Consider the following 19,456-nt stretch of genomic DNA (forward strand, 5'->3'; position numbering starts at 1 on the left):
CGGCCAATTCGGGGGCTTCCGGCCGATTTTGCCGGCGCCGGCACGCTGCATCGAAGTGTAACGGCGGCGCTTCGGCCGCCGCCGCGCAGCGACTTTTGCGGCGGTGGCCACGGGGTCGGTGCCCGCTATCGGCCGCCGCGCACGTGCCCGCTTACTTCAGCCATTTGTCCGAAATCGCCTGGTATTCGCCGGTCGACAGCGCGAGATGCAGCCATTGGTCGACGTACTGCTGGAACGCGGCGTCGCCGCGCGGCACCATGTACGCCTTCTCGCCGAACTGGAACGGCTTGTCCGGGTGCACCGAGCACAGGCCCGGATTCAGCTTTTGCTGCAGCAGCGTCTCGGACGCATCCGTCACCATTACGTCCGCCTTGCCCGCGAGGATCTGCTTGAAGATCGTTACGTTGTCCGGATAGACGGTGAGGTTCGCGCGCGTGAAATATTGCTTCGCGAAACGTTCGTTGGTGCCGCCCGGGTTCACGATCACGCGCGTTTCCGGCCGGTCGATCTGCGCGACGGTCTGGTATTTGTCGGCGTCCGCGCAGCGCGCGATCGGCGTCTTGCCGTCGACCACGTACGGCTGCGTGAAGAACACGCGCTTCTGGCGCTCGAGCGTCGTCGACACGCCGCCCACCGCGATGTCGCATTTCGCGACGAAATCGCCAGTCAGGTTCGGCCAGCTCGTCTTCACGTAGTCGGTCTTCACGCCGAGCGACTTCGCGAGCGATTCGGCCATGTCGATGTCGATGCCCTCGAAGCGGCCGTCCGCGCGGTAGTACGAATACGGCTTGTAGTCGCCCGTCGTGCACACGCGCAGCGTGCCGCGCGCGAGCACGTCGTCGAGCCGCGAGCCTGCGCCCGGTGCGGCGGCAGCGGCGCCCGCGCCGGTCTGCGCGTGCGCGGCGGCGCAGCAAAGCAGCGCGGCGGCGGCGAGCGTGGCGAATGTCTTCATCGGTCTCCTCCTTCGTTTCGTTCGATATGAGCGTCCGATCATAACGGAGCCATCGCGCGCGTCATATGGCCGCCATCGCGTCGGCATACGCAGCCCGACGGCGGCTGTCCGGTAAAATGCCGCTTTGCCTTCGCATCGTCGCTCCTACCGTGGCCCATACCCTGCTCAACGACACCTTCCTGCGTGCGCTTCTGCGCGAGCCGACCGACTACACGCCGATCTGGCTGATGCGCCAGGCCGGCCGCTACCTGCCCGAATACAACGCGACGCGCGCACGCGCTGGCAGCTTCCTGGGTCTCGCGAAGAATCCCGATTACGCGACCGAAGTGACGCTGCAGCCGCTCGAGCGCTTTCCGCTCGACGCCGCGATCCTGTTCTCGGACATCCTGACGATTCCCGACGCGATGGGGCTCGGCCTCGACTTCCAGGTCGGCGAAGGGCCGAAGTTCGCGCATCCGGTGCGTACCGAGGCCGACGTCGCGAAGCTCGCGGTGCCGGACATCGAGGAAACGCTCGGCTACGTGACGGGCGCCGTGCGCGAGATCCGCCGCGCGCTCACCGACGGCCAGGGCCGCCAGCGCGTGCCGCTGATCGGCTTTTCGGGCAGCCCGTGGACGCTCGCGTGCTACATGGTCGAGGGCGGCGGCTCGGACGATTTCCGCACGGTGAAGTCGATGGCGTATTCGCGCCCCGACCTGATGCACCGGATCCTCGACGTGAACGCGCAGGCGGTGGCCGCGTACCTGAACGCGCAGATCGAAGCGGGCGCCCAGGCCGTGATGATCTTCGATACGTGGGGCGGCGCGCTGGCGGACGGTGCGTACCAGCGCTTCTCGCTGGACTACATCCGCCGCGTGGTTTCGCAGCTCAAGCGCGAGCACGACGGCGAGCGCGTGCCGGTGATCACGTTCACGAAGGGCGGCGGGCTGTGGCTCGAGGAAATCGCGGCGACCGGCGTCGATGCGGTCGGGCTCGACTGGACGGTCAACCTCGGCAAGGCGCGCGAGCGCGTCGCGGGGCAAGTCGCGCTGCAGGGCAACCTCGACCCGACGATCCTGTTTGCGCCGCCGGCCGCAGTGCGCGAGCAGGCGCGTGCGGTGCTCGACAGCTATGGCAACCATCCGGGCCACGTATTCAACCTCGGGCACGGTATTTCGCAATTCACGTCGCCCGATCACGTCGCCGAACTCGTCGACGAAGTGCATAGCCACAGCCGCGCGATCCGTAGCGGAGCTGCCGGCTGAACGCAAGCGCTGTCATGCTGCACTGCGGTGTGACAGCGTTTCGTTGTCGGCACTAAACAGGGCGCAACCCCGCACCGGTTGCCGATTCAGTGCTTGTCAAGACTTGACTTATACACATTTTCCACGTTGCAGCGCGGTAGAGCCCTGTATCGGTCAAATTGTCTCGCTATGGTTCGGTAATTTGAATAGCAGCCTTATGGAATAAGGCTCCGCGGGGCGCCGCAACAGGCGGCGAAAATCAGCGCAAAGCGCGGCCCCGCGTGCGTTGCGGCCAGTGAGCGGCGAGTTCTCAACAAAGTTATCCACAGGCTGGGCAGGGTATACGGCGATTCCTAATGCGAATCCAAAACTTAGCGCCGAATCTGAAGTTTTACTTTAAGTTCGCTGCCCCGATGCGGGCGCGGATGCTGGCCGCCCATGTCCATTCGGCGTATGCCGCCGCCGGAGCGCCGCGATGAGCGGCACCTACCTGCGCGTCGCGCTCGACCATCCGCTCGCCACCCTGTTCGATTACCGCTGCGACGCGCAACCGGCGCCCGGGCCCGGCACGCTCGTGCAGGTGCCGTTCGGCAAGCGGCAGGCCGTCGGGCTCGTCTGCGAAGTGACGACTCACACCGATGTGCCGCCGTCCCGGCTGCGCGCGATCGACGCGATCTGCACCGACCTGCCGCCGTTGTCGCCGGACTGGCTCGCGCTCGTGTCGTTCGCCGCCGACTACTATCAGCGCGGGCGCGGCGAGGTCGCGCTGCCGGCGCTGCCGCAGGCGCTGCGCGATGCCGGGCGCTGGGGGCGGTTGCTCGCGCCCGAGGTGCGCTACCGGCCGACGGACGCCGGCCGCGCGGCGCTGCCCGATGCGTTACCCGCGCGCGGGGCCGCGCTGCGGCGGCTCGCGCAGGCGCTGGTCGACACCGGCTCGCTGGCGCTGCCCGATGCGCGCGCGCTCCACCCGAAGGCCGCGGCCACGCTCGACGACTGGGCGGCACGCGGCTGGGTCGACGTCGAGGAGATCGGCTGGGCCGATGCGCCTGTGCCCAAAGCTGTGGATAACCTGTTGGCAGCCGGTGGACGAACTGTGCCGCCGGCGCTCACGGACCAGCAGGCCGAGGCGCTCGACGCGATCCGCGCCGCGCAGGGCTTCGCGCCGTTCCTGCTGCACGGCGTGACGGGCAGCGGCAAGACCGAGGTCTATCTGCATGCGCTCGCGTCGCTGCTCGACGCGCGTCCGGACGCGCAGGCGCTCGTACTCGTCCCCGAAATCAACCTGACGCCGCAGTTCGAGGCCGCGTTTCGCGCGCGCTTCGCGGGTGCGCTCGCCGATGATGCGATCGTCACGCTGCACAGCGGGCTCGCCGAGGGCGAGCGGGCGCGCAACTGGCTCGCCGCCCATACGGGCCGCGCGCGGATCGTGCTCGGCACGCGCCTCGCGGTGCTCGCGTCGATGCCGACGCTCGCGCTGGTCGTCGTCGACGAGGAGCACGAGCCTGCGTACAAGCAGCAGGAAGGGCTGCGCTATTCGGCACGCGATCTCGCCGTGTGGCGCGCGAAGCAGCTCGGCATCACGGTCGTGCTCGGCTCGGCGACGCCGTCGCTTGAAAGCTGGTGGCAGGCCGAGCAGGGCCGCTACACGCGGCTCACGCTGTCGCGCCGCGCGGTGGCCGACGCGACGCTGCCGACCGTGCGGCTGATCGACCTCGAAGAGGAGCGGCGGCGCGGGCGCGCGTCGATGGGCGGGCTGTCGGGGCCGCTCGTCGCGGGGCTGAAGGCGCGGCTCGAGCGCGGCGAACAGAGCCTCGTGTTCCTGAACCGGCGCGGCTACGCGCCGCAGCTCGCGTGCGACGCATGCGGCTGGGTCGCCGGCTGCCCGCGCTGCAGCGCGTACGTCGTGCTGCACAAGCCCGAGCACGCGCTGCGCTGCCATCACTGCGGCTGGGAAGCGCGCATTCCGAGGTCGTGCCCCGAGTGCGGGAACGTCGACATCGCGCCGCTCGGGCGCGGCACGCAACGGATCGAGGAGGCGCTCGCCGAGGCGGTGCCGGGCGCGCGCGTGCTGCGGATCGACGCGGACAGCACGCGCCGCAAGGGCAGCGCGCAGGCGCTCTTTTCCGATGTGCACGCGGGCGAGGTCGATATCCTCGTCGGCACGCAGATGATCGCGAAGGGGCACGACTTCCAGCGCGTGTCGCTCGTCGGCGTGCTCAATGCGGACACCGCGCTGTTCTCGCACGACTTCCGCGCGAGCGAACGGCTGTTCGCGCAGCTGATGCAGGTGAGCGGCCGCGCGGGACGCGCCGGGCTGCCGGGCGAGGTGCTCGTGCAGACGCGTTACCCGCGTCACGCGCTGTACCACGCGCTCGGGCGGCAGGACTACGTCGGCTTCGCGAATTCGACGCTCGGCGAGCGCCGCGACGCGCACCTGCCGCCGTTCGTCTACCAGGCGCTGCTGCGCGCCGAAGGGCGCACGCTCGACGCGGCGCTCGCGTTCCTGCTGCAAGCCGCGGCCGCGTTGCCGGGGCTGCCGGGCGCCGATCGCGTGACCGTGTACGACGCAGTGCCGATGACGATCGTCAAGGTCGCGAACGTCCATCGAGCGCAGCTGCTGCTCGAAAGCGCGTCGCGGGCGGCGCTGCAGCATGCGCTGCGCGCATGGCAGCCGGAGCTGCGCGCGCTGAAGGGCGTGTTGCGGTGGAGCGTCGAGGTCGATCCGCTGGATATCTGAGCCGAGCGGCGCGCCATCCGGCCGTCGTGCGGCCTGCGGCTGCGTTGCACCCCGGGCCACCGGGCCGGGTACCCCCGAACCGACTCTTGCCGCTCGGCCGCGCCCGGGCGCCACACCCACCGTCACACCCAGTGCAACCCGTTTTCGTCCGCCGCCACGCGCGCGGAAGGTTGCGCACGCATGTCAAATCGGCCCGCTCAGGGAAAACACCGATCCTCCGACCACGGGCAACTCCTAGGTTGCAACCGCATAAGTGGCTGATTATATTGAGTAACTTATGGGTGCAACCTATCTCGCAATTTGGTTGCACCTTTTTATTGCGTGCCGTAGGATTTCGCGCATCCTCTCACACCATATTGCCGGGCTCGCACCGGCGCACGAACCCACCATGGCAAGCACGACTCTCGGCGTCAAAGTCGACGACCTTCTCCGCTCGCGCCTCAAGGACGCCGCCGCGCGTCTCGAGCGCACTCCCCACTGGCTGATCAAGCAGGCGATCTTCGCGTATCTCGAGCGGATCGAGCACGGCCAGTTGCCGCCCGAGCTGTCGGGCCACAGCGGCGTCACGGAGCTTGCCGACGGCCAGGCCGCGGATGGCGACGACGACAACTCGCCGCACCCGTTCCTCGAGTTCGCGCAGAACGTGCAGCCGCAATCGGTGCTGCGCGCGGCGATCACGGCCGCGTACCGCCGCCCCGAGCCGGAATGCGTGCCGTTCCTGCTCGGCCAGGCGCGCCTGCCGGCGAACCTGCAGGCGGACGTGCAGGCGCTCGCGACGAAGCTCGTCGAGGCGCTGCGCGAGAAGAGCTCGGGCGGCGGCGTCGAAGGGCTGATCCACGAGTTCTCGCTGTCGAGCCAGGAAGGCGTCGCGCTGATGTGCCTCGCCGAAGCGCTGCTGCGCATTCCCGATCGCGCGACGCGCGATGCGCTGATCCGCGACAAGATCAGCAAGGGCGACTGGCGTTCGCACGTCGGCCACGCGCCGTCGCTGTTCGTGAACGCGGCGACCTGGGGGCTGATGATCACCGGCAAGCTGGTGACGACCAACAGCGAAGCGGGGCTGTCGTCGGCGCTGACGCGCCTGATCGGCCGCGGCGGCGAGCCGCTGATCCGCAAGGGCGTCGACATGGCGATGCGCCTGATGGGCGAGCAGTTCGTCACCGGCGAGACGATTTCCGAAGCACTCGCGAACAGCCGCAAGTACGAAGCGCGCGGCTTCCGCTACTCGTACGACATGCTCGGCGAAGCGGCGACGACCGAAGAGGACGCGCAGCGCTACTACGCGTCGTATGAACAGGCGATCCACGCGATCGGCAAGGCGGCCGGCGGCCGCGGTATCTACGAAGGCCCGGGCATCTCGATCAAGCTGTCGGCGCTGCACGCGCGCTACTCGCGCTCGCAGCAGGACCGCACGATGAGCGAGTTGCTGCCGCGCGTGCGCGCGCTCGCGCTGCTCGCACGCCGCTACGACATCGGCCTGAACATCGACGCGGAAGAAGCCGACCGCCTCGAACTGTCGCTCGACCTGCTCGAGGCGCTGTGCTTCGATCCGGATCTCGCGGGCTGGAACGGCATCGGTTTCGTCGTGCAGGGCTACCAGAAGCGCTGCCCGTTCGTGATCGACTACCTGATCGATCTCGCGCGCCGCAGCCGTCACCGCCTGATGATCCGCCTCGTGAAGGGCGCTTACTGGGATTCCGAAATCAAGCGTGCGCAGGTCGACGGCCTCGAAGGCTATCCGGTCTATACGCGCAAGATCTACACCGACGTGTCGTACCTCGCGTGCGCGAAGAAGCTGCTCGCGGCGCCGGACGCCGTCTACCCGCAGTTCGCGACGCACAACGCGCACACGCTGGCTGCGATCTACCAGCTCGCGGGCCAGAACTACTACCCGGGCCAGTACGAATTCCAGTGCCTGCACGGGATGGGCGAGCCGCTGTACGAGGAGGTCACGGGCCGCGACAAGCTGAACCGTCCGTGCCGCGTGTACGCACCGGTCGGCACGCACGAGACGCTGCTCGCGTACCTGGTGCGCCGCCTGCTCGAGAACGGCGCGAACACGTCGTTCGTGAACCGTATCGCGGATAAAACCGTGGCGGTGAAGGAGCTGGTCGCCGATCCGGTCGACGAAGCATCGAAGGTCGTGCCGCTCGGCGCGCCGCACGCGAAGATTCCGTTGCCGCGCAACCTGTACGGCGACGAGCGTCCCAACTCGATGGGCCTCGACCTGTCGAACGAACACCGTCTCGCGTCGCTGTCGTCCGCGTTGCTCGCGAGCGCGCATTTCCCGTGGCGCGCGGCGCCGATGCTCGCCGACGACACGCTCGCCGACGCGCCGGCCCGCGACGTGCGCAACCCGGCCGACCAGCGCGACCTGGTCGGCACGGTCAGCGAAGCGACGGCCGAGCACGTGAGCGCGGCACTCGCGCACGCGGTGGCCGCCGCGCCGATCTGGCAGGCGACGCCGGTCGATGCACGTGCCGATTGCCTGGTGCGCGCGGCCGACCTGCTTGAAGCGCAGATGCACACGCTGATGGGCCTGATCGTGCGCGAAGCCGGCAAATCGCTGCCGAACGCGATCGCCGAGATCCGCGAAGCGGTCGACTTCCTGCGCTACTACGCCGCGCAGATCCGCGACGAATTCTCGAACGATACGCACCGCCCGCTGGGCCCCGTGGTCTGTATCAGCCCGTGGAACTTCCCGCTCGCGATCTTCATGGGCCAGGTGGCCGCGGCACTCGCCGCCGGCAACACGGTGCTCGCGAAGCCGGCCGAACAGACGCCGCTGATCGCCGCGCAGGCCGTGCGCCTGCTGCGCGAGGCCGGCGTGCCGGCCGGCGCGGTGCAGCTGCTGCCGGGCACCGGCGAGACCGTCGGCGCGGCGCTGGTGGCCGATGCGCGTACCCGCGCGGTGATGTTCACCGGCTCGACCGAAGTCGCGCGCCTGATCAACAAGACGCTGTCCTCGCGCCTCGACCCGGACGGCAAGCCGATCCCGCTGATCGCGGAAACCGGCGGCCAGAACGCGATGATCGTCGACTCGTCGGCGCTCGCGGAGCAGGTCGTCGCGGACGTGATGCAGTCGTCGTTCGACTCGGCTGGTCAACGGTGTTCGGCGCTGCGCGTTCTGTGTCTGCAGGACGATGTCGCGGACCGCACGCTGACGATGCTCAAGGGCGCGATGCACGAACTGGCGCTCGGCAACCCCGACCGGCTGTCGACGGACGTCGGCCCGGTGATCGACGGTGAAGCGAAGCAGACGATCGACACGCACGTCGCGGCGATGAAGGACAAGGGGCACGGCGTTACGCAGCTGCCGGCGCCCGAGGCCTGCGCGCACGGCACGTTCGTGCCGCCGACGCTGATCGAGATCGGCAGCATCGACGAGCTGAAGCGCGAAGTGTTCGGCCCCGTGCTGCACGTGGTGCGCTACCGCCGCAGCCAGCTCGACAAGCTGCTGGAGCAGATCCGCGCGACCGGCTACGGCCTGACGCTCGGCATCCACACGCGGATCGACGAGACGATCGCGCACGTGATCTCGAACGCGCACGTCGGCAACATCTACGTGAACCGCAACGTGATCGGCGCGGTGGTCGGCGTGCAGCCGTTCGGCGGCGAAGGGCTGTCGGGCACGGGCCCGAAGGCCGGCGGCGCGCTGTACCTGCAGCGCCTGCTCGCGACGCGTCCGTCGGGCCTGCCGCGTTCGCTCGCGCAGGCGCTGATCGCGGACGGCGCGGTGGAAGGCGACGCGCGCGGCAACCCGGCGGCGGCGCTCACGACGCTGCGCGACTGGCTGATCGAGCAGCGCGAGCCGGCGCTGGCCGCGCGTTGCGACGGTTACCTCGCGCAGGTGCCGGCCGGCGCAACCGCGGTGCTGACCGGCCCGACGGGCGAGCGAAACACGTATACACTCGGCCCGCGCGGCACGGTGCTGTGTGTCGCGGCAACGCCGGGCGGTGCACGCGCGCAGTTCGCGGCAGTGCTGGCAACCGGTAACCGTGCGCTGTTCGCGGGCGCGGCCGGCGAGGCGCTGGTCGCCGCGCTGCCGGCGTCGCTGAAGGCACATGCGGTCGTGCGCAAGCAGGCCGATGCGCCGTTCGACGCGGTGCTGTTCGAAGGCGACAGCGACGAGCTGCAGACGCTCGTGAAGGACGTCGCGCAGCGGCCGGGCCCGATCGTGTCGGTGCAGGGCGTGTCGGTGGGCACGTTCGAGAACGGCGATGCGGAAGATTACGCGCTGGAACGGCTGCTGACGGAGCGCTCGGTGAGCGTGAACACGGCCGCGGCGGGCGGCAATGCGAATTTGATGACGATCGGCTGATCATCCTTGCCGTTCGGATCAAACAAAGGAAGCGGCTAGGCGATCCCGAAGCCGCTCCATTTACCCTGGTACCAAGGAGATGCTATGCAACACACGATGAAAAAGCTGGCAGGCGCGACGTTCGTCGCGGTCATGTCGCTGGCGGGGACGGCCCATGCGGACGACGTGAAGATCGGTTACGCAGGGCCGATGACGGGCGCGCAGGCGCACTACGGCAAGGATATGCAGAACGGGATCGTGCTCGCGCTGGAAGACTTCAACGCGACGAACCCGAAGATCGGCGGCAAGCCGGTGAAGTTCGTGCTCAACACGCAGGACGACCAGGCTGACCCGCGCACGGGCACGACGGTCGCGCAGAAGCTCGTCGACGACGGCATCAAGGGCATGCTCGGCCACTTCAACTCGGGCACGACGATCCCGGCTTCGCGCATCTACGCGAACGCAGGCATTCCGGAAATCGCAATGGCGACGGCGCCGGAATACACGCAGCAAGGCTACAAGACGACCTTCCGCATGATGACGTCCGACACCCAGCAGGGCTCGGTGGCCGGCACGTTCGCGTCGAAGGATCTCGGCATGAAGAAGATCGCGATCGTCGACGACCGCACGGCCTACGGCCAGGGTCTCGCCGACCAGTTCGAGAAGGCCGCGAAGGCCGGCGGCGCATCGATCGTCGACCGTGAGTTCACGAACGACAAGGCTGTGGACTTCAAGGCAATCCTGACGAAGCTGAAGGCAGCGAAGCCGGATCTCATCTACTACGGCGGCGCGGATTCGCAGGCAGCGCCGATGGTCAAGCAGATGAAGACGCTCGGCATCACCGCACCGCTGATGAGCGGCGAAATGGTGAAGACGCCGACGTTCCTGAAGATCGCGGGCAACGCGGCCGACGGCACGATCGCTTCGCTGGCAGGTCTCCCGCTGGAAGAAATGCCGGGCGGCAAGACGTACGCGGACAAGTACAAGAAGCGCTTCGGCGAAGACGTGCAGACGTACTCGCCGTACGCGTACGACGGCGCGATGGCGATGCTCAACGCGATGAAGAAGGCCGACTCGACCGACCCGGCGAAGTACCTGCCGGTGCTCGCGAAGAGCGACATGGCCGGTGTCACGTCGACGCACGTCGCGTATGACGCGAAGGGCGACCTGAAGAACGGCGGCATCACGATGTACAAGGTCGAGAAGGGCGAGTGGAAGCCGCTGAAGAGCATCGGCGGCAAGTAAGCAGCCTGTGACGTGACGAACGGGCGGCGGCGCGTGTCGCTGCCCCGCCGATCATGCGAAAAAGCCACCGGGCCGTCGGGCCGGGTGGCTTTTTCTTTTTCCGCAGCCGCGCAAGCGGCTATTCGCGACGCACGCGCAGCAGGAACTTCTGCAGCTTGCCCGTCGGCGTGCGCGGCAGCGCCTGCGCGAACGTGAATTCGCGCGGAATCTTGTACGCGGCCAGCCGCTCGCCGCAGAACGCGCGCAGCGCGTCCGCGTCGGGCACGGTGCCCGCGCGCAGCACCACGTGCGCAACGACCGTCTCGCCCCAGTCGGGATGCGGGACGCCGACGACGGCCGCCTCGGCAATGTCCGGGTGCGCGCCGAGCACGTCCTCCACTTCCTTCGAATAGACGTTTTCGCCGCCGGTCACGATCATGTCCTTCAGCCGGTCGACGATGAACAGGTAGCCATCCTGATCGATCCGCGCGATGTCGCCGGTGCGGTACCAGCCGTCCGGCGCGAATGCGGCGCGTGTCGCGGCCGCATCGTCGAGATAGCCGAGCATCATGCTGTCGGTCTTCAGCCAGATCTCGCCGGTCTCGCCCGGTTGCGCGTCGATGCCGTCCATCCGCACGACGCGCAGGTCGACGCCCGGGCCGCCCGTGCGGCCGATCGAACCGGCCTTCGCGACCTGCTCGTCCGGATACAGCGTCGTGCCGGCCGGGCCCGCCTCCGTCATGCCGTACACCTGGAAGAACGCGTCGCTGCGATACGCGCGCGCAAGCCGTTCGGCCTGCGCGGGGCCGATCGGGCCGCCGCCGTACAGCCACGCGCGCACGCTCGACAGGTCGAACGCCGCGAAGCCTTCGATCGTGTTGAGCGGCAGCAGGTACGACACCGGCGCGCCGAAATACAGCGTCACGCGCTCGCGCTCGACGGTCTGCAGGAACCGCAGCGGATGGTATTCACGCAGCAGCACGACGGTGCCGCCCGCGACCAGCGTGCCGCCGAACCAGTTGTTGAGCGGCGACGAATGCCAGATCGGCATCGCCATCAGCGTGCGCTCGTTGCGGCCGATGCCGGTCGCGAGCGCCGCCTGCATCGCCGCGAGCGTCACGGTGCGGTGGCTGTGCACGCAGCCTTTCGGGTGGCCGGTCGTGCCCGACGTATAGAGGATCTGTGCGATGTCGCCGTCGGCCGGCTCGATGCCGGCGAGGCCGTCCATCGACGCGCACAGCGTGTCGAAGCACGGCACGCCGTCGAGCTCGCCTTCGGTCACGAGCCGCCGCGCGGGATGCACGAGGCGTTCGATCACGGGGGCGAGCGCCACGTCGAACAGCAGCGCCTTGCTGCGGCTGTGTTCGAGTACGTAGTCGACTTCCGGCGCCTGCAGCTTGTGATTGATCGGCACGAACGTCGCGCCGAGCCGCCATGCGCCGAACATCAGGTCGACGAAGGCCGGCGTGTTGAAGCACATCGCGGCGACACGGTCGCCGGCCGCGACGCCGAGCGCGCTCAGCACGGCTGCCGCGCGGTGCGAGCGCTCGCGCGCGGCGGCATAGGTGATCGTCGCGGATTCGCTGACGAGGAACGGCTTGTCGGGCGTCGCACGGGCGGCGCGGTCGAGGGCGGCGACGAGGTTCATCGGGACTCCGGGCGGGCGATCGTAGGCGAACTGGGTCGTACCAGGCTGTCCGAAACGGCGTCAGGCCGGGTACGCGCGCTGCAGCAGCGCGGCGACGTCGATCGCGTGCGGATCGAAGCCGCCTGCGATGCGGCCCCAGTCCGGCGCGGCGAGCCGCGTCGCGACGAATGCGTCGGCGACGGCCGCCGGCGCATCGCGGCGCAGCAGGCACGCCTGCGCGACCACCGCGAGCCGCTGCGCGAACACGCGGCCCGATGCCTCGAGCGTGTCGGCCGGCGCCGCGAGCATCGCGCGCAGCGCATCGAGCGCCGCGCGGATGCGCGGCTCGCCCGCGCCGAGGTCCGCGAGTTCGGCGAACAGCGCGGCGGCCGCGTCGGGCTCGCGCGACACCGCGCGCAGCACGTCGAGGCACATCACGTTGCCCGAGCCTTCCCAGATCGAGTTGACGGGCGCTTCGCGGAACAGCCGCGCGATCGGGCCGTCGTCGACGTAGCCGTTGCCGCCGAACACTTCCATCACCTCGCCGGTCAGCTCGACTGCGCGCTTGCACACCCAGAATTTCGCGGCGGGCGTGACGATGCGCTTCCATGCGCGTTCGAGCGGCGAGTCGTCGCGCTCGAACGCGTCGGCAAGACGCATCGAGAGGGACAGCGCCGCTTCGCTTTCGAGCGCGAGATCGGCGAGCACGGTGCGCATCAGCGGCTGCTCGGCGAGCGCGCGGCCGAACGCATGGCGCTGGCGCGTGTACGCGATCGCCTGCACGACGCCCTGGCGCAGCATCGCCGCGCTGCCGAGCACGCAGTTCAGCCGGGTGTAGGTGGCCATCTCGATGATGGTCGGGATGCCGCGGCCTTCGTCGCCGAGCATGATGCCCCATGCGTCGTTCAGCTCGATCTCGCTGCTCGAGTTGCTGCGGTTGCCGACCTTGTCCTTCAGCCGCTGGATCTCGACCGCGTTCTTCGTGCCGTCCGGCCGCCAGCGCGGCACGTAGAAGCACGACGGGCTGCCGGCTTCGGTGCGCGCGACGACGAGGTGCGCGTCGCACATCGGCGCCGAGAAAAACCACTTGTGGCCGCGCAGCCGGTATTCACCGCCGCGTCCGCCCGCGCCGACGGCGGTCGCGAGCGTCGTGTTCGCGCGCACGTCGGAGCCGCCCTGTTTTTCGGTCATGCCCATGCCGAACCAGATCGAGCGCTTGCTGGCGACCGGCACGTCGCGCGGATCGTAGTCGTCGCTGTAGAGCTTGTCGCGCAGCAGCGCCCACAGCGCGGGCTCCTTCTGCAGCACGGGGATCGCGGCCTGTGTCATCGTCGCCGGGCACAGCGTGCCGGCCTCGATCTGGCCATGCAGGTAGAAGCCGGCCGCGGTCGCGGCCCAGCGGCCGCGGCGCGACTCGCGGAACGCGAGCGACACGAAGCCTTCGTGGCGGTACTGGCTGAGCAGCGCGTGCCACGCCGGGTGGAAGTCGACGCGGTCGATGCGCCGGCCGCGCCGGTCGAAGGTGTGCAGTTCCGGCGTGTGGCGGTTCGCTGCGTCGGCGAGCCGCGCGGTGTCGGCGCTGCCGAGCCGCGCGCCGTATGCGTCGAGCTGCGGCACGGCCCAGTCGGCGCCCGCGCGGGTAAGCGCGTCGCGCAGCGCGATGTCCGTCGCGAAGAGGTTATAGTCGACCAGTTCGTCGAACTGGTTCGTGACGGCGTGAGTCGATTCGGTCATCGAGGTTGTCTCCGGTCTCATGCTTCGCGGGCGGCCGGCGCCATGCCGCCCGGATGGTGCTTCGGCGCCGGCTCCAGCCCCCGGTGAAACGCATTCCCTGCTGATTTCCAGAGTAGCAAATATGCCGCCGCGACATGTTCAGGTTCCGGCGCCGCCCGGGCAGCCGGCGGCGCAACCCGCGCCCGCCTTGCGCCGCCGGCCGCGTCAGCCGCGCGCGCAGGCGAGTTCCGACGCGCTGCAGCAGGCGTTCGTTCAGCTTTTGCTCGAACGCGGCTACGCGAAGGCGACGATCCGCGAGATCGCGGCCGTCGCCGGTGTCAGTATCGGCACCTTCTACGAGTATTTCGGCGACAAGCAGAGCCTCGCGGCGCTCTGCATCCACCGGCACGTGGCGGCGTTGGCCGACCGGCTGCGCGACACCGTCGCGCGGCTGCGCGGCGCGCCGCGGGCCGAACTCGCCGCCGCGCTCGTCGACCTGCAGGTCGAGGCGATCGGCGCCGACGCGGCGCTGTGGGGCGCGCTTTTCGCGCTGGAGCGGCAAGTGTCGCCGCTCGCGGCGTACCGCCGGCATTACGACGCGTATGTCGCGCTGTGGCGCGACGCGCTCGCGCACGCGGCCGATCCGCCGCCCGCCGCGCGGCTCGACGGGCTCGCGCGGATGGCGCACACGATCTGCTACGGCGGGCTCTCGCAGGCGTTGCTGACGCTCGGGCCCGCGTTCGACATCGCCGCGCTGCGCGGCGAACTGCGGGCCGTGCTGCTCGCCTATCTGGCGGCGGCCGGCCGGTAATCCCCTAGGGGAAATGCCTGATTCGCATGTCGCGCCGGCAGGCTAGCCTTGCCGCTACGCGCCCCTCTCCACGAGCCATGAGAAAAATGCATGGCCGCCATGACGAACTTTCGATTGTCCGCCGATATTGGCTCGGGCTAAATCGTGCGGCAGATGCTGGTCGTGCGTGTCGCGCGCGGCCGCCCGAAGGACATCAGAAGGAGGAGTCATGCGAAGCGCGACCGCGCCCCGTTCGAAACTGCCCGACGTCGGGACGACGATCTTCACGGTGATCGGCCAACTGGCTGCTCAGCACGATGCGTTGAACCTGTCGCAGGGGGCGCCGAATTTCGCGCCCGATCCGGCGCTCGTCGAAGGCGTTGCGCGCGCGATGCGCGACGGGCACAACCAGTACGCGCCGATGGCCGGCGTCATGGCGCTGCGCGAGCGGCTCGCCGAAAAGACCGAGGCGCTGTACGGCACGCACTACGACCCGGCCACCGAGATCACGGTGATCGCGAGCGCGAGCGAAGGGCTCTACGCGGCGATCAGCGCGCTCGTGCACCCGGGTGACGAGGTGATCTACTTCGAGCCGTCGTTCGACAGCTATGCGCCGATCGTGCGGCTGCAGGGCGCGACGCCGGTGGCGATCAAGCTGTCGCCCGAGCATTTCCGTGTGAACTGGGACGAAGTCGCCGCGGCGATCAACCCGCGCACGCGGATGATCATCGTGAACACGCCGCACAACCCGACCGCGACCGTGTTTTCCGCCGACGATCTCGAACGGCTCGCGCAACTCACGCGTGATACCGGCATCGTGATCCTGTCCGACGAAGTCTACGAACACGTCGTGTTCGACGGCGCGCAACACCAGAGCATGGCGCGCCATCGCGAGCTGGCCGAGCGCAGTGTGATCGTGTCGTCGTTCGGCAAGTCGTTCCACGTGACGGGCTGGCGGGTCGGCTATTGCGTCGCGCCGGCCGAGCTGATGGACGAGATCCGCAAGGTGCACCAGTTCATGGTGTTCGCGGCCGACACGCCGATGCAGGTCGCGTTCGCGGAGATCCTCGCGCGGCCGGACAGCTATCTCCGCCTGTCGGCGTTCTACCAGGCCAAGCGCGACCTGCTCGCGCGCGAGCTGGCCGATTCGCGTTTCGAGCTGCTGCCGAGCGAAGGCTCGTTCTTCCTGCTCGCGCGCTTCCGGCACTTCTCGGACGAAAGCGACAGCGATTTCGTGCTGCGCCTGATCCGCGACGCGCGCGTCGCGACGATTCCGCTGTCGGCGTTCTACACCGACGGCACCGACGCCGGCGTGATCCGGCTCAGTTTTTCGAAGGACGACGCGACGCTGGTCGAAGGCGCGCGGCGGTTGCGTTCGCTGTAAGTCCCGTATGGAAACCGGCGACGGGCATCCGGCGACGGGAGCGTCGCATCGACCAGACACAGGAGATCACGATGAAGCACACGACCACCCTGAAACTCGCGTTCGCACTCGCGTGCGCAATCGGCTCGGGCGCCGCGCTCGCCGACGCGCAGACGCTGCGCTTCGGCCTCGAGGCGCAATACCCGCCGTTCGAATCGAAAGCGCCGAACGGCGACCTGCAAGGCTTCGACATCGACGTCGGCAATGCCGTCTGCCAGACGGCGAAGCTGTCGTGCAAATGGGTCGAGACATCGTTCGACGGCCTGATTCCCGCGCTGCAGGGCCGCAAGTTCGACGCGATCAACTCGGCGATGAACGCGACCGAGCAGCGGCGCCAGGCGATCGACTTCACGACGATCATCTATCGCGTGCCGACCCAGCTGATCGCACGCACCGGCAGCGGCCTGCTGCCGACGCCGGAATCGCTGAAAGGCAAGCGCGTCGGCGTGCTGCAGGCGTCGATCCAGGAAACCTTCGCGAAGGCGCACTGGGAGCCGGCCGGCGTCGCGATCGTCGCGTACCAGGACCAGAACCAGGCTTACGCGGACCTCGTGTCGGGCCGTCTCGATGCGACGCTCGTGCTCGCACCGTCGGGCCAGCGCGGCTTCCTGTCGCGTCCGGACGGCAAGGGCTTCTCGTTCGTCGGGCAGCCCGTGCACGACGACAAGATCCTCGGCAGCGGCATCGCATTCGGGCTGCGCAAAGGCGACAGCGCACTGAAGGCGAAACTCGACGCGGCGATCGACAAGCTGAAGGCGGACGGCACGGTGAAGTCGCTCGGCCTGAAGTATTTCGGCGATATCGACATCTCGACGAAGTAAGCGGGGCCGCGCGCGATGCAGAACCGGAACACGGCCGCCGCGGGTGGCGAACAGGACGGCGCGGCGTTGTCGGGCGATGCGCTCGAAGCCGTGCTCGTCGCCGAACTGGGCGACGCGCTCGTCACGCGCTCGGCCGACATCGAGCCGCGTTACTTCACCGCGTACAACGAGCCGGCCGGCGTGCGGCCGCGTGCGCTGGTGCGCCCGCGCAGCGTCGACGACGTGTCGCGCACGCTCGCGCTGTGTGCGCGGCTCGGCCAGCCGGTCGTGCCGCAAGGCGGCCTGACGGGGCTCGCGCGTGGCGCAGTCGCGCTCGGCGGCGAGGTCGTGCTGTCGATGGAACGCTTCGCGGGCGTCGAGGCGCTCGACGCGGCGGCCGGCACGATGACGGTACGCGCCGGAACGCCGCTGCAGACGGTGCAGGAAGCCGCGGAAGCGGCGGGTTTCACGTTCGGCGTCGATCTCGGTGCACGCGGCTCATGCCAGATCGGCGGCATGCTCGCGACCAATGCGGGCGGCACGCGCGCAATCCGCTACGGGATGATGCGCGAGCAGGTGCTCGGGCTCGAAGCCGTGCTCGCGGACGGCACGGTCGTGTCGTCGATGAACCGGATGCTGAAGAACAACGCGGGCTACGACCTGAAGCAGCTGTTCATCGGCAGCGAGGGGACGCTCGGCGTCGTCACGCGCGCCGTGCTGCGGCTGCATCCGTTGCTCGCCGCGCCGGCCACGGCGCTCTGCCGCGTGCGCGACTACGCCGCGGTGGTCGCGCTGTGGAACCGCGTGCGCACGCTGCCGGAAGTCGTCAGCTTCGAGGCGATGTGGCCGTCGTTCTACGACTACGTCGCGCGTCATACGCCGGGTGTTTCGGCGCCGTTTGTCGGCGACGAGGGCTTCGCGATACTGATCGAATGCGCGACGAGCGCACCGGGCGGCGATGCGCACCAGGCGCTGGAAACCGGTCTCGCGGCGGGGTTCGACGCAGGGCTCGTGGAGGACGCGGTGCTCGCGACTTCGGAGCGACAGGCGCGTGACTTGTGGACGCTGCGCGAAGGCCTCGCGATCGACGCGCTGCCGCATCTCGTCAACTTCGACGTGAGCCTGCCGACGGGCGAACTCGGCGCGTTTGCCGAGCGCTGCGAGGCGGCGTTGCGGGCCCGCTGGCCGGACGTCACGTGCCTGTTCTTCGGCCATGTCGGCGACGGCAACGTGCATATCGGCGTGTCGCTGGCCGGGATGACCGAGGCCGACCTCGATGCGCTCGATCACTGCGTGTACGCGGTGGTGCGCGACATGGGCGGCTCGGTGTCGGCCGAGCACGGGATCGGTGTGCTCAAGCGTCCCTATCTCGCGCTTACGCGCAGCGACACGGAAATCGGATTGATGCGACGGCTGAAGGCCGCGCTGGATCCGCTCGGCATCCTGAATCCCGGCAAGGTGCTTTGACCGGGGCGATGCGCGTTGCCGGCGGGAGCCCGGCCTGCGTGACCCGTCAGCCGTCCACCCAGCGCAGCGCGCCGATCTTCAGGTGTTCGACAACGCTGCGCGCCCATTCGAGTTCCGCATTGAGCAGCACGAGCGCGTGCTCGTTCTGCAGCAGGAACAGGCGCGGCACCTGGTCGGCCTGCGCGGTGGCGCGCAGCGTTTCGAGGCGTGCGCGCTCTGCGTCGAGTCGGGTGATCCGAAGCTCGAGCTGGTGGCGTGCATCTTCGGCGTCGAGCAGCGGCAGGAACGCGAGACCGGCGCTGAACGCCGGGAATTCACGCGCGGGCTCCGCGAGCAGCGCATGCAGCCACGCCTGCCCCGCCGTGTGCCCGGTCTCGGTCAGCGCATACAGTGTGCGCTCCGGAAACGCACCATCACGCTCGGTGTCGTGCACGGTGATCAGCCCGTCGCGCAGCAGCCGGTCGATCGTCTGGTAGAGGCTCGTGCGCTGCCGCACGTTGACGACTTCGTCGTACCCGCGAGCCTTCAGCTGCTGCAGCATTCCGTACGGATGCATCGGCGTTTCGGTGAGCGTCGCGAGGACGGCCAGTGCAAGCGGAGACGGACGGATAGTGGACATGAATAGTTATTGCATATCTAGTAATAATATAACTATTCTCAATCAGACTATCATATTTCACAAGGGTTTCAGCCGAGGTGCGAGCGCTTCGCGGCCGGTGCGACGGTTTCCATCGTCGCGAGGCCGTGCACGATGCCGCAATCCTCGACCGAATGCTCGCCGACGCACTGGCGGCGCAATTCGGTGAGCTGGTTGCGCAGATGCGTGAGTTCCGCGAGGCGTGCGTCGACGTGCCCGATGTGATCGTCGAGCAGCGAATTGATCGAATCGCAGGGGTCGGCCGGCGTGTCGGTGAGCCGCAGCAGCGCGCGGATTTCGTCGTGCGCCATGTCGAGCGCGCGGCAGTTGCGGATGAAGCGCAGCCGTTCGACATGCACGTCGGTGTAGTTGCGGTAGTTCGAGTCGGTGCGCTCCGCATCCGGCATCAGCCCCTCTTTCTCGTAGAAACGGATCGTCTCGGGTGTGCAGCGGGCCGCTTTGGCCAGTTCGCCGATCTTCATGACCTTTCTCCGTGTAAGGGTTGACCTTGTAGTGGCTTCAGGGTGTTAACTCTACACCGTCAAGCCACAAAGGAGGTTGTC

13 protein-coding genes are annotated in these 19,456 nt (G+C 68.7%); 8 read left to right on the top strand and 5 right to left on the bottom strand.

Annotation, left to right across the window (positions count from 1 at the left end):
- Positions 1-151: 151 nt before the first annotated feature.
- Complete coding sequence (locus BCO18175_RS27655; RefSeq protein ID WP_174985772.1) at positions 152-952, bottom strand: transporter substrate-binding domain-containing protein; 801 nt, start codon at positions 950-952, stop codon at positions 152-154.
- Positions 953-1,101: 149 nt separating this feature from the next.
- Between BCO18175_RS27655 and hemE the strand changes: the two genes are divergently transcribed.
- The 4 genes from hemE to BCO18175_RS27675 all read left to right on the top strand — a co-directional run bounded on the left by hemE (position 1,102) and on the right by BCO18175_RS27675 (position 10,457).
- Positions 1,102-2,196: a uroporphyrinogen decarboxylase gene (gene hemE / locus BCO18175_RS27660; protein ID WP_302478512.1), complete on the top strand. Its 1,095-nt coding sequence runs from the start codon at positions 1,102-1,104 to the stop codon at positions 2,194-2,196.
- A 454-nt stretch (positions 2,197-2,650) separates the two neighbouring features.
- Positions 2,651-4,912: a primosomal protein N' gene (locus BCO18175_RS27665; RefSeq protein WP_174985774.1), complete on the top strand. Its 2,262-nt coding sequence runs from the start codon at positions 2,651-2,653 to the stop codon at positions 4,910-4,912.
- 388 nt (positions 4,913-5,300) lie between these two features.
- The gene (gene putA / locus BCO18175_RS27670) at positions 5,301-9,233 is read left to right on the top strand and encodes a trifunctional transcriptional regulator/proline dehydrogenase/L-glutamate gamma-semialdehyde dehydrogenase (RefSeq protein ID WP_174985776.1); all 3,933 of its coding nucleotides are present in this window, start codon (positions 5,301-5,303) and stop codon (positions 9,231-9,233) included.
- Between the two features lie 84 nt (positions 9,234-9,317).
- The gene (locus BCO18175_RS27675) at positions 9,318-10,457 is read left to right on the top strand and encodes a branched-chain amino acid ABC transporter substrate-binding protein (RefSeq protein WP_174985778.1); all 1,140 of its coding nucleotides are present in this window, start codon (positions 9,318-9,320) and stop codon (positions 10,455-10,457) included.
- Positions 10,458-10,575: 118 nt separating this feature from the next.
- On the opposite strand, the gene BCO18175_RS27680 is transcribed toward BCO18175_RS27675, so the two are convergent.
- Together BCO18175_RS27680 and BCO18175_RS27685 are read right to left on the bottom strand one after the other, a co-directional pair.
- On the bottom strand, positions 10,576-12,084 hold the full coding sequence (locus BCO18175_RS27680; RefSeq protein ID WP_174985781.1) for a class I adenylate-forming enzyme family protein: 1,509 nt from the start codon (positions 12,082-12,084) through the stop codon (positions 10,576-10,578).
- A gap of 60 nt (positions 12,085-12,144) precedes the next feature.
- Entirely contained in the window at positions 12,145-13,797 is a 1,653-nt protein-coding gene (locus BCO18175_RS27685) for an acyl-CoA dehydrogenase family protein (RefSeq protein WP_174985783.1), read from the bottom strand.
- Between the two features lie 121 nt (positions 13,798-13,918).
- On the opposite strand from BCO18175_RS27685, the gene BCO18175_RS27690 reads away from it, so the two are divergent.
- From BCO18175_RS27690 to BCO18175_RS27705, 4 genes are all read left to right on the top strand, one after another.
- Positions 13,919-14,587, top strand: coding sequence for a TetR/AcrR family transcriptional regulator (locus BCO18175_RS27690; RefSeq protein WP_174985785.1), 669 nt, complete (start codon positions 13,919-13,921; stop codon positions 14,585-14,587).
- Positions 14,588-14,795: 208 nt separating this feature from the next.
- Positions 14,796-15,950 carry a pyridoxal phosphate-dependent aminotransferase gene (locus BCO18175_RS27695; RefSeq protein WP_174985787.1) on the top strand — a complete coding sequence of 385 codons (1,155 nt, stop codon included), beginning with the start codon at positions 14,796-14,798 and terminating at the stop codon, positions 15,948-15,950.
- Between the two features lie 71 nt (positions 15,951-16,021).
- Entirely contained in the window at positions 16,022-16,810 is a 789-nt protein-coding gene (locus tag BCO18175_RS27700; RefSeq protein ID WP_174985789.1) for an ABC transporter substrate-binding protein, read from the top strand.
- Positions 16,811-16,825: 15 nt separating this feature from the next.
- Entirely contained in the window at positions 16,826-18,256 is a 1,431-nt protein-coding gene (locus BCO18175_RS27705; protein ID WP_174985791.1) for an FAD-binding oxidoreductase, read from the top strand.
- Positions 18,257-18,302: 46 nt separating this feature from the next.
- On the opposite strand, the gene BCO18175_RS27710 is transcribed toward BCO18175_RS27705, so the two are convergent.
- Entirely contained in the window at positions 18,303-18,875 is a 573-nt protein-coding gene (locus BCO18175_RS27710) for a PadR family transcriptional regulator (RefSeq protein WP_174985793.1), read from the bottom strand.
- A 68-nt stretch (positions 18,876-18,943) separates the two neighbouring features.
- Positions 18,944-19,375 carry a Cd(II)/Pb(II)-responsive transcriptional regulator gene (gene cadR / locus BCO18175_RS27715; RefSeq protein WP_174985795.1) on the bottom strand — a complete coding sequence of 144 codons (432 nt, stop codon included), beginning with the start codon at positions 19,373-19,375 and terminating at the stop codon, positions 18,944-18,946.
- Positions 19,376-19,456: the final 81 nt, after the last annotated feature.

The organism is Burkholderia lata (genome assembly GCF_902499335.1).
Classification (GTDB): domain Bacteria; phylum Pseudomonadota; class Gammaproteobacteria; order Burkholderiales; family Burkholderiaceae; genus Burkholderia; species Burkholderia lata_B.